Genomic DNA, 12,125 nt, shown 5'->3' with positions numbered 1-12,125 from the left:
AACTACAAGATCCCTTCCGCAGCATGTGCGAGAGGGATTTTTGCTGTTTTCTAACACTGGGACATACTTCGGGTTGTCCAGACATAAGCTAGTACAAGATTCCAAGTGACCCGGAGGAATGAATCGATGCGAAAATTAATGAAATTTATGGCATGTATGCTTGTACCTTTGTTTCTGTTTCCCTCATTTGGGCTTGCTGAAGCCCAGGGAACCATCCCCGGCCCCTCAAACCATGCGCAAAGCGCTGCTCTCATTGATGTAACATCGGGCCGAATATTGTACAGCAAAGATGGGGATAAGGAACTGAGAATTGCCAGCTTGACCAAAATCATGACGGCAATTGTTGCGATTGAACACGGTAAACTGGATGACAAAGTAAAGGTAACTTCTTCGGCTTTTGCCAAAGAAGGGTCGTCCATCTATCTCAAGCTGGGTGAAGAAATGACACTTGAAAACATGCTATATGGGCTGATGCTGCGATCAGGCAACGATGCGGCCTCGGCGATTGCTGAACATGTCGGTGGATCTGAAGAAGGCTTTGTCCTGTTAATGAACAAAAAGGCAGAGCAAATTGGTCTGACCCATTCCCATTTTATGAATCCCCATGGACTTGACGCAGACGGTCATTACTCCACCGCCAATGATCTTGCACGCTTAACTGCGTATGCGCTCAAGAATCCGGTTTTCAAACGTATTGTAGCTACGGAGAACAAGTCGGCTCCAAATCCGAACGAGAGCTGGGAGTACTCCTGGCAAAACAAAAATAAAATGCTGCGGTTGTACGAGGGGGCCGATGGCGTAAAGACCGGATATACCAAAAAGGCGTTCCGTTGTCTGGTTAGCTCTGCTACACGCAATGGGCAACAGCTTGCTGCGGTAACCCTGAACGATGGCGACGATTGGAATGACCATGCACGTATGCTGGATTTTGGTTTTGAAAACTTCCCTTTGGTGGAAATTGCAAAAAAAGAACAGCCTGTACAAAACACGGATGTGGTCACAGGTCGCGGGTTCACCTATCCTCTAGCGAAGAGTGAGACATCCTCATTGACGAAAAAGCTGATTTTACTCGATAACCGGGCACAGGAGAGTACAGTGGGAGATGCAAAAACGACAGATCCTACTTTTGGACTGGCTGGCCGAATTGATATGCAGCTTGACGGGAAACTTGTGGGTTCAATTCCTGTGTATCGCAAAGGAAGTTATATTCCGCCAGAGCCGAAGATAGAGGATGCAACTCTGGGGGGGATCGGTGAAATTTCTACCTGGGCTTCCGCATGGCGCGCAGTATTAAGCCATTTGTTATCTCCATAATGAGGGGAGGGTTATCCTTTGATCAATTTAATCTGGCTTCTCATGATCGTAACCGGATTTGCTTTTGCAGCAGCACAAGGCAAAATTGAAGTCGTTACGCAGGCGGCTTTTGATGGAGCAGCAACCGGAGTAACGGTATGTTTTGGGCTGATCAGTGTGCTCGTGTTTTGGATGGGTATGATGAAAATGGCTGAGGATGCCGGGCTGCTGGGACGAATCGCGAAGCTGCTGGGTCCGGTTGTTGGCTTTTTGTTCCCGGATGTTCCGCGGAATCATCCAGCCATGGGCTACATTTTATCCAACATGAGTGCCAATCTGCTCGGCCTAGGCAATGCGGCAACCCCAATGGGGATCAAAGCCATGCAGCAACTGCAAGAGCTAAATCCGGATAAACAAACGGCTTCCCCTGCCATGTGCACTTTGCTGGCTCTGAATACAGCGAGTATCACCATTATTCCGACAACCCTGATAGCCATTCGACTTAATTATCATTCCGCAAATGCCACGGAAATTGTAGGTACCACGCTAATGGCAACCATTATTGCGACATTTGCAGCCATTGTAGCCGATCGCTGGTACCGAAATAGGGCACTTCACAGGCCGCCGAGTGTATATAAAAGTGACAATCCCGGTATGAAAGGATGAGCAACGTTGTTAACCTTCATCAACTGGATTTCCGTCTGGGCCATTCCGGTTATCATCGCGTTTGTTCCATTATATGCGTTTACCAAAAAGGTCCCGGTCTACGAATCTTTTGTTGATGGGGCCAAAGATGGCTTCTCTACGGCAATTAGCATTATTCCCCATCTGGTAGGTATGATGGTAGCGATCAGTGTATTCCGTGCTTCCGGTGCATTGGATTATGTGATCAGCCTATTCGCACCACTTGTATCCTGGATGGGGGTTCCGGGAGAAGTATTGCCACTCGGTATTTTGCGTCCTTTAACTGGGACAGGCTCGCTTGCCTTTACAACTGACCTAATTAAAACCTATGGCCCTGACTCGATGATTGGCCGCATGGCTTCCACGATTCAAGGCAGTACGGATACAACCCTATATGTATTGACAGTTTATTTTGGAGCCGTAGGCATTCGTAATGGTCGCTATGCGCTCAAAGTTGGGTTGTTTTCCGATGTAGTTGGTTTCATTGCAGCCTTGGTCATTTGTTTGATTGTATTTGGTTAAAAATATGCCTTCTCCTTCCGATATACGAATTATGCTAGAATGATAGCGGAGGAGAGTGAGAATCATGCAAAAGAGTTGGAAACGAATGCTCCGCTTTGGAATGTCAGGCATGCTTGCCATTGCGTTGCTTGCAGGACAGACGGGGTTGGCTGCGGCTCAAGCCGTTAATACGATTCATTTTACGGGATACTTCGATAAACAACTACGTGCTCAGTTGGCCGTTACAGCGGATTCTTTTCCAGTTGTGAACGTACGTCTGGTCAAACAGGATGAACCCGATTCAGTATATTATGATGTAGGTACATCCATACTGATCTCCAAGGATGAGGTGCTAACCAATTATCATGTCGTTCAGGATTATGCTGAACTGTCTGATGGGGATGAAGGCACACTTACTGTAGCAAGCCCAGGTCATCTGGACAAGCCGGTTAAAGCCAAAATCATTAAAACAGATCCGGTGACAGATATGGCATTGCTGAAGCTGGACAAAGAAATCGACGCACAACCGGTGACGTTTGCAAATGCGAAAGATAATCAAATTGTCTATACCATCGGATTTCCTAAAAATTCTGCCGGGGAACTTGTGCTGTTGGACGAAGATTTCCCTTCAACTTATAATACAATTGCCAAGAGCCGAGTATTTAATTCACAAGATTCAGATGTTCCAGGCAAGAAGGGCATTGGCAGTATCGTAAAATCAGTAGCACAAGGCAATTCAGGTGGCCCTGTTCTGGACCAGAACAATCGGGTTATTGGCATGATGACCTTTGTATACGGCGGACGTACTTATTATATTACTTCCAAAACATTGCAATCCTTCATTAAAGAAAGTGCAACCCCTGCGAAAAAACAGGTCGTTGTTGCTGGTAAAGTAGCCAATTAAACTTATTCATGTTGTAGTGGTTACATATGGTTGAAATTGAACGGCTCACCTTAACGCTCCTGCCGCATACCGGCAGTGAGAGGGTGAGCTTTTTTGGTCTAAATTCATAGCTAAATGCAGCTTAAAAGGTGTTTACAACCCCTGCGTTAACAAAATCGATGGATTATCCTTGTGATTTCCGGCCTTGATGGGTATCATTAGTGTGAGGTGACATGACAAACATGGAAAGATTACAAAAAATTATCGCACAGGCAGGCATTGCATCCCGCCGCAAGAGCGAGGAACTGATCCTGTCCGGCAAAGTAGAAGTTAACGGGGAGGTCGTAACCGAACTGGGTACGAAAGCGAACCCCGAAGAGGATATGATTACGGTTAATGGTAAACCGATCCGCAGTGAAAAGAAAGTGTACATGATGTTGAACAAACCGAAGGGTGTTATCACAAGTGCTTCAGACCCGGAAGGTCGGAAAATTGTATCCGACTATCTTAAAGGTGTCAAGGAACGGGTATACCCAGTGGGGCGTCTGGATTATGACACAGAAGGATTGCTCATTCTGACCAATGATGGCGAGTTTGCGCATTTGTTGACGCATCCGAAGCATCACGTACCCAAAACATATCATGCAACCGTTAAAGGTGTTCCACATGGTTCGGCTCTGGAGAAATTAAAGACAGGCATTATGCTGGACGACGGTATGACAGCTCCGGCAGAGATTGAGTACAAAGATGTGGATACCGCAGCAAATGAATCTGTTATCTCTATTACGATTTACGAAGGGCGTAACCGTCAGGTTAGACGTATGTTCGAAGCGATTAACCATCCGGTAACACGTCTGAAACGGATTTCGTTTGGTGGTATTTTGCTTCAAAACCTGAAACGGGGACTCACACGCAATCTAACCAAAGAAGAAGTCAACAACCTGATTACGCTCGCAAAATCAGAACCCGCCAAAAAAATGAAAAAAAGGTAATGTGAGGACACATAATTTTCATAAAAGCGCCGCAGTTTTGTGACGAAATTCGCTATAATTGTTCATAGGATGTTCACAGTTGTCCAAGACTGTTATATGCGAATGCTAGTCACTCAAGCTTTTTGCATAAATCCCCGGAGCGACTTTCAATCAGCAAGAGTTAGATCGAAATGGTGTTATTCGTCTAATTCTTGTACCCGGGAGCGTTTAAATTCAAATTATGCAAAAAGCTGACTTAAAAGGGGAGCAGCACATGGGGAAATCAAGAAGAGCGGTGCAAATCGTCATTTTGTTATTGATCCTGGTGTTGGGCGGATATGCGATTACGACATCGGTATCCGGCTCGAATGGCAAGCCAAAAGAAGGAGACAAAGCTCCTTCTTTTGAACTGCTGGGCCTGGATGGACAAGTTCATACGTCTGAGGAATACAAAGGCAAAGCCATGGTAATCAACTTCTGGGGAACATGGTGTGAGCCTTGTGTGAAAGAGATGCCTGCGCTACAAGCGCAAGCGGACAAATGGAAGGACCAGGGTGTGCAATTTGTTGGTATCAATGTTGGGGAAGACCAGATGACCGTGGAAAATTTTGTTCGACAGGTGGGCGTTACGTTTCCGATTATGCTCGACCGTGACAAAAACTCGATCCGGGATTTTGGCATTTCGCCGATGCCAACGACATTTTTTGTCTCCGACACGGGCAAAATCTCCACCATTCATATCGGTCAACTTGATTTGGACACACTTGACGCTCAAATTTCACAACTGGCGAAACAGCCCTGACAGGAGGTCTAGTCGTGTTCCAAAATACGAAATGTGAGTGCGGACACCAGAATCCGGTGGGCACTGTGCTGTGTGAAGCCTGTGGCAAGCCGCTGCTGGAGGCCGAGGTCAAATCGGATGAAGTATTGGAAATGCGTTATGATGGCATGGCGCGTCGATCGCAGCGTACAAATCCCAAAATCATTGACCGCATATGGAACTTTTTCTCATCGGTCAAAATTGCTGTTTACATGATTGTGTTTACACTTGTAGGTTCCATGCTGGGCACAATCTATCCACAAGAAAGTACATTTCTGAATATTGATCCATCCGTATATTACAAGGACACATACGGTCAGTTGGGTCATATCTATTATCTGCTGGGTCTGTCCCATACATACGAATCCTGGTGGTTTATTTTGTTACTGGTACTGATCGGCGCTTCATTGGTCATATGCAGTCTAGACCGGGTACTTCCACTATATAAAGCGCTGAATAAACAGAAAATACGCAAACACATGCAGTTTCTTACACGCCAGCGACTGGTGTATCAAGGTTCCATAGATGAGGCATCAGAAGACTGGATTAAGAAAGCGGTTACGCCGCTTAAAAAGAAAGGTTATCGCGTGCATACCGAGGGTACTGCATTGCTGGCCGAGAAACATCGATTCAGTCGCTGGGGGCCATATGTTATCCATATCGGATTGATTATCTTCCTGCTCGCAGTACTTGCTCGAGGACTTCCCGGGCTGAATCTGGATGAGCATGTTGCTTTTCCCCAAGGGGAAATCAAAAAAATACCGAATACCTCCATGTATTTGAAGAATGAACAGTTTAATGTTGAATTTTACAATGAAGATGAGGTTCCAGAACAGTTCCGTAATTTGAACAAAACCGTTCCAAAACTATTTGAAACCAAAGTGGTATTGTACGAATGTACGGCAGATTGCTCGGATCCTTCGAAAAAACCTCAATTGACCGAGGTGGACCGACATGATGTTCGAGTGAACCATCCACTGAATTACCACGGATTAAAAGCATATCAATTTGATTATGATCTGACACCAACGATTCGTTCGGTAACGCCTGATTTGGTCAATGCCCAGACGGGTGAGAAGTATGGAGCAATCCAAATTGCTATGGTGGATACGCAGCGAACGTTTGAAGCTGGACCCTATAGTCTGAGTGTTAAAGAAAAATATATGGATTTTGGGCTGGATGAAAATGGAGAACCCAAATCAAAATCCCCTTCACCGAATGCGCCTGCCTTTCTATTTAACATCAAGGGACCCAATTTACCTGAAGCGGGAATGCAGTATTTGTATTTTGCGAAGCAGATAGATAAACAACGTTTTCAACAGGACGCAATTAACAAACAGTTGAATGGAGGAGAAATTCCTTTGCAGCTAGAGGTTGATAGCATGGATAAGGTGGACATCATTCAATCCGTGAGTTACCTCAATATCCGTATTGATAAGGCTATGCCTTTTGTATGGGTTGGTGCAGGAATCGTTATGTTGGGTCTGGTTATGGGCTTTTACTGGCACCACCGACGTATTTGGATTCGTATTGATGATGGACAGCTCACCCTAGGCGGCCATACGAATAAAAACTGGTTTGGATTTAGGCGTGAGATTGCAGCTGTGTTAAAACATATGAATGTGGAAGTGGATGAGAAGTCGTTGGATAACGGGGGGAACCAAACATGAGTTTATTGGATTTCAGCAGCGACGCATTTATCGTATCTTTTTTTCTATATTGTGCTGCATTTATGTTATATGGCGTTGCCGTCATGGGAAAGAAATGGAGTAATCGTGACCCGCAAGCTCATGTAGAACGATGGGGGAAACGAGCCTTTATTGCATCAACTGTTGCACTAGCTGCACATCTCATCTTCTTTGGTACACGTTGGGCTGGAGCAGGCCATATACCAGTAAGTAATATGTATGAGTTTATGAGTTTTCTTTCCATGATGATTATGGTGGCATTTATTGTAGTTTACGCCATCTATCGCAAATCGTTGCTGGGATTGTTTGCATTGCCACTAACCATCATTATTATGGCATATGCAGCCGTATTTCCTCAGGAAGTACAGCCGCTGATCCCTGCTTTACAATCGATATGGCTCAAGATCCACGTGACGTTGGCAGCTCTTGGCGAGGCATTCTTCGCCGTAGGCTTTGCGGCGGGATTCATGTACTTGTTACGCACAGTCGATTTCAGTGGCAAGGATAAGTCATCCAGACGCCAGCGCGGGTGGGTTGAGTTTACATTAATCACTATCGTCGTTGTCGTTGGGTTTATCGGGTCGGTATTTGCTTTCCGTGCATCCGGATATGAGGCGGTTTTTGTTCAGAAAATCGCTAGCATTGACACAGAGGTACAGGAAAATAGTACAATAGAGAAAGTGATTTATCGCATGCCTCCTATTTTTGCGCCTTATAATAGCGAAGTGGAGAGCATAAAACCGTTTCTTGGCATGAAGGAACCATTACTTGAGACACCTTCCTGGATGAACGGAGTTAATGCTGGACGTAAACTGAATACGGTAGTCTGGTCTTTGATTGTAGGGTTGATCTTATATGGACTTATTCGTTTAATTGTAAGAAGACCGCTTGGACAAGCTCTGCAACCGATGCTTGATGGCATTGATGCCGATGATCTCGATGAGATTAGTTATCGGGCAATTGCTATCGGATTTCCTATATTTACATTGGGAGCATTAATTTTCGCTATGATCTGGGCCCAGATTGCCTGGAGCCGCTTCTGGGGATGGGACCCCAAAGAGGTGTGGGCTTTGATAACATGGTTATATTATAGTGTGTACCTGCATTTGCGTTTGTCCAGAGGCTGGCAGGGCCGCAAGTCTGCATGGCTTGCAGTACTTGGGTTTTTGGTCGTTATGTTTACGCTCGTTGGTGTGAATTTGATCATTGCCGGGTTGCATTCTTACGCAGGGGCAGACTAGGATAGGTAGTTTCGTAAAGTTCCCGAGAGAAATCCATGAAACACATACGTGAGCCCCTACGTCCAATGGGGCATTCAAATATTGTTCGCCAGATCGAACATAATAGAAGTGATGAGGAGTTATTGCAAAGGGGCTGGAGTGGAATGGCTGAACATGAGAACCGTATACTCGTCGTGGATGACGAGGAAAGAATCCGACGGCTTTTGAAAATGTATCTCGAAAAAGAAGGCTATGAAATCGATGAAGCTGAGGATGGGGAAACTGCGTTGCGAAAAGCAACTGCAGGTGACTATGGTCTTATTTTGCTTGATGTGATGTTGCCGGGCATGGACGGCGTTGAAGTATGTACCCGTTTGCGTCAGGTAAAATCAACTCCGGTTTTGATGCTTACTGCAAAAGGCGAAGAAATCAACCGCGTTCAGGGCTTTGAAGTTGGAGCAGATGACTATGTCGTTAAACCGTTCAGTCCACGTGAAGTGATTTACCGGGTGAAGGCGATTCTGCGTCGTTCTTCTGCGACAGCGTATCTGTCCAAGGAGAGTAATTCAAGCAACAATATCGTATTTCCTAATTTGGTCATCGAACATGATGCTCACCGCGTAACCGCGGGTGGGGAAGAGATCAGTCTAACACCGAAAGAATATGAACTGTTGCATTATCTCGCGACATCTCCAGATAAAGTTTTCTCCAGAGAAGAGCTGCTGAAGGATGTATGGAACTATGAATTCTTTGGTGATCTTCGTACTGTGGATACGCATGTGAAGCGTCTTCGCGAGAAGTTAAACAAGGTTTCGCCAGAATCAGCGGCGATGATTACGACGGTGTGGGGTGTGGGTTATAAACTGGAAGTACCGAAGTAGTTTTAGTTTCTGGAGATCGCTGGTCGGGAAGTTATGGATTACGATTATTTGCCTTGTGGGCTGTGTACTCATAGCATTGGGTCTTTTTTTGCTGCCGTATATTGATACGAATTTTGCGGAGTCTGAGTCGAGAGATATCAAACGTTTGTTCACGTATGTTTGTATTATCGGATTCAGTTTGACGACCTTTTTTGCGCTGTTTCTTTTTACGAAAATTACGCAGCCGATGCAGCAGTTAATTCAGGCAGCCAATGCGATTCGGAAAGGAAATTACGGTACACGTCTCTCCCTTGTAACGAGCGATGAGATTGGAGAATTAGGTAATACATTTAACCATATGGCTGCACAGCTGGAAGATAACATTCGCAACCTTAACCATGAAAAAGAACATCTGGCGAGCGTGCTCCGAAGCATGACCGATGCCGTAGTGACATTCGATGGTGAAGGGAAAGTTATTTTGACAAACCCCCCTGGAGAGAAAATCATGCAGGCTTGGTGTGATTTGGACTGGGCACAAATGGGTGAGGGACAGGATTCGGAGAATGCTGTGAGTTCTTCACGAGAGGTGCCGGAACCACTCTTTCCTTTGTTCAAAATGGTGATGGAGCAAGGTGGCGATCAGAACTCTAACGTGCATGTGCAGCAGGGTGTCTGGTCTGTTCAGATGGCGCCTTTGTATGCGGATAGTGTCGTACGGGGGGCTGTTGCTGTGCTTCGTGACGTAACGGAGGAAGTACGACTTGAGAAGATGCGCCGTGATTTTGTCGCCAACGTATCTCATGAAATACGTACTCCGCTATCCATGATGCAAGGGTATAGTGAAGCTCTTTTGGATGGAATGGCGGCTTCTCCAGAAGAAAGTGAAGAACTAATTCAAGTGATTCATGATGAGTCTTTGCGTATGGGCAGGTTGGTTAAAGATCTGCTTGATCTTGCGCGAATGGAAGCGGGTCATACGGATATGGCTGTGAAGGAAGTGGATCTGGTTGAACTATTGGAGCGTGTATATAGAAAGTTCTCGGTACGTTCCAAAGAACAGGATATCCATCTTCGGTTTGAATGCAAACAGACTTCGATTGAACTTCACCAGGCTGACGAGGATCGGCTTGAACAGGTATTTACAAATTTGCTGGATAATGCGTTTCGGCATACTCCCTCAGGCAAAAATGTTGTCATATCGGCAGAGCTGTTAACCGATATCCGGACACCTGTAGCTAAAGTGACTGTAAAAGATGAAGGTGTAGGCATTCCGTCTTCCGATCTGCCATTCATCTTTGAACGATTCTACAAAGCAGATAAGGCTCGTGTTCGAGGTGAAAGTGTCGGTACAGGACTGGGGCTCGCAATTGTAAAAAATATTGTGGATGCCCATCACGGTACCATTATCGTTAATAGTGTACTTGGTGAAGGAACAGAGTTTATTTTACAATTTCCTGTGGATTCTTCGAAATAGCCCGATTTCATACAAAAAGTGCGAAAGTACCCTCATGCTGAGGGTGCTTTTTTGTTGAACAGTACCGTTTAATCTTGTTCAACGTGGAACAGTATGTTCTCTTTTTTTTGCATCAAAAAATGTGTCCAAGATAATTTTGCCTCTTATGATACATAAGCTTGAAAAGCGAAGAAGTTAAAGGAGGAGTGGATTAGGCATGTCTGATGAAAGAAAAAGGGTGAATATTAAAGCTTTCATAGAAGGAAGATCGTTTCGAGCGGGATCACCGTTTATTCCAATAACATCGAGTGAAGTGGAGCAGTTTGAGTCCATTTTGAAAGCATTGGCAGTGACTATTCCTGCAGCTGTTAGTCAGCCTACAGCGTCTAATATTCTCGCATTGCAAAACAGTTTACGGAGTTTGCTCACCTTTGTTAATACCTCTGGTTTTCGAGCTGGGGTGAAAGCTGAGTTACAATCCGTTCTGGAATTAACCATAGCAGGTTCTGAAGTTGTACCTGTAGCCGTTATCAATCTGGCTGGCAACTTGCAAAACTTGCTTGATGATTTATTAAGTGTAACGTTGCTTCTGGAAGTTCCGCCTGCGGAAAAAGATAAATTGGTCGGTTTGATTCGATCCATATCCGTATCATTGACTCGTGCTACCAGTTCATTTGGAACATCGGGAACTCCAGGTCCCCCGGGAGTTCCAGGGGTTCCGGGTGTTCCCGGAGTGCCAGGTCCAGCCGGGCCAGGAGGCTCAGTAGGACCAGTAGGTCCGGTAGGTCCTCTAGGACCCCAAGGACCCCAAGGCGTACCAGGTCCGCAGGGGGCTCCTGGGGTTGGACTGAATGATATTTCCGTTTTTGATCCCGCTGAGGCACCTGGCTATGTGCAAGGTCAAGTTGTTTCGTATAACGGCAGTCTTTATGTTGTTAACGTGAATGGTCCTACCGGAGTACCGGGAAGTTCTCCAGACTACACGTTGTTTTTGTCAGGCGGAACGACTGGAGCAACAGGGGCAGGCTTAACAGGCTCTATTCCATTCGATCCGGCGCTCGCACCAGGTTATCCGGCAGGACAAATTGTAACGTTTGGCGGTAGTACCTATATTACTAATGTGGCATCGCCAACGGGAACACCGGGTAGTTCACCGGATTATACTTTGCTGGCATCGGCCGGAGCTACTGGGGCTACTGGGACAACAGGAGTGGGACTCGGTGGTTCTGTTCCGTTTGATCCCGCAGTAGCACCTACGTATCCAGCGGGTCAGGTCGTAACATTTGACGGCAGCACTTATATTACAAATGTGGCATCGCCAACGGGAACTCCCGGTACTTCACCGGACTATACACTCTTGGCAGGTGCAGGACCTACTGGGGTTACGGGAGCCACAGGAGTAGGTTTAAGTGGAATATTAGCGTTTGATCCAGCGGTAGCACCAACCTATCCAGCGGGTCAAATAGTGACATTTGACGGTAGTACCTATATTACTAATGTAGCTTCACCAACTGGAACCCCAGGTACATCACCAGACTACACATTGCTTGCTGGCGCAGGAGCCACCGGTGCAACCGGAGCAACAGGCGTGGGCTTGAATGGAGCAGTTCCGTTTAACCCAGCAGTGGCACCAACATACCCGGCCGGTCAAGTTGTAACTTTTGATGGCAGCACCTATATTACAAATGTGGCATCACCAACGGGAACGCCAGGTACATCCCCTGACTATACATTGATTGCAGGCGCAGGCCC

Annotated in this window: 11 protein-coding genes; all 11 read left to right on the top strand. The window is 46.0% G+C overall.

From position 1 onward, the window contains the following. Positions 1–126 precede the first annotated feature (126 nt). Positions 127–1,314 (top strand): D-alanyl-D-alanine carboxypeptidase family protein, encoded by a 1,188-nt coding sequence (locus BUA17_RS23900; RefSeq protein WP_072735243.1) that lies wholly within the window; start codon positions 127–129, stop codon positions 1,312–1,314. An 18-nt stretch (positions 1,315–1,332) separates the two neighbouring features. After that, on the top strand, positions 1,333–1,959 hold the full coding sequence (locus BUA17_RS23895) for a nucleoside recognition domain-containing protein (protein ID WP_072735242.1): 627 nt from the start codon (positions 1,333–1,335) through the stop codon (positions 1,957–1,959). Between the two features lie 6 nt (positions 1,960–1,965). Continuing rightward, positions 1,966–2,499: a spore maturation protein gene (locus BUA17_RS23890; RefSeq protein WP_062324415.1), complete on the top strand. Its 534-nt coding sequence runs from the start codon at positions 1,966–1,968 to the stop codon at positions 2,497–2,499. 64 nt (positions 2,500–2,563) lie between these two features. After that, positions 2,564–3,382, top strand: a complete 819-nt coding sequence (locus BUA17_RS23885) for a S1 family peptidase (protein WP_064636817.1) — start codon at positions 2,564–2,566, stop codon at positions 3,380–3,382. A gap of 221 nt (positions 3,383–3,603) precedes the next feature. After that, entirely contained in the window at positions 3,604–4,353 is a 750-nt protein-coding gene (locus BUA17_RS23880) for a pseudouridine synthase (protein WP_063568319.1), read from the top strand. Between the two features lie 253 nt (positions 4,354–4,606). After that, on the top strand, positions 4,607–5,134 hold the full coding sequence (locus tag BUA17_RS23875; protein ID WP_063568320.1) for a redoxin domain-containing protein: 528 nt from the start codon (positions 4,607–4,609) through the stop codon (positions 5,132–5,134). 14 nt (positions 5,135–5,148) lie between these two features. Then, complete coding sequence (locus BUA17_RS23870) at positions 5,149–6,822, top strand: cytochrome c biogenesis protein ResB (RefSeq protein ID WP_063568321.1); 1,674 nt, start codon at positions 5,149–5,151, stop codon at positions 6,820–6,822. Beyond that, positions 6,819–8,081: a cytochrome c biogenesis protein CcsA gene (ccsA, locus tag BUA17_RS23865; protein WP_063568322.1), complete on the top strand. Its 1,263-nt coding sequence runs from the start codon at positions 6,819–6,821 to the stop codon at positions 8,079–8,081. Before BUA17_RS23870 ends, ccsA begins: the two co-directional genes overlap by 4 nt. A 143-nt stretch (positions 8,082–8,224) precedes the next feature. Continuing rightward, positions 8,225–8,941, top strand: a complete 717-nt coding sequence (locus BUA17_RS23860) for a response regulator transcription factor (protein ID WP_072735241.1) — start codon at positions 8,225–8,227, stop codon at positions 8,939–8,941. Next, positions 8,910–10,394, top strand: coding sequence for an ATP-binding protein (locus BUA17_RS23855; protein WP_280174367.1), 1,485 nt, complete (start codon positions 8,910–8,912; stop codon positions 10,392–10,394). Before BUA17_RS23860 ends, BUA17_RS23855 begins: the two co-directional genes overlap by 32 nt. Before the next feature lie 196 nt (positions 10,395–10,590). Beyond that, the coding region (locus BUA17_RS31340; protein ID WP_211754058.1) for a collagen-like repeat preface domain-containing protein at positions 10,591–12,125 on the top strand (1,535 nt) is incomplete at its 3' end.

Source organism: Paenibacillus sp. ov031, from assembly GCF_900143165.1.
GTDB lineage: Bacteria > Bacillota > Bacilli > Paenibacillales > Paenibacillaceae > Paenibacillus > Paenibacillus marchantiae.
Note: the sequence above shows the minus strand (reverse complement) of the source record. Positions and strands in the feature narration are given on the sequence as shown.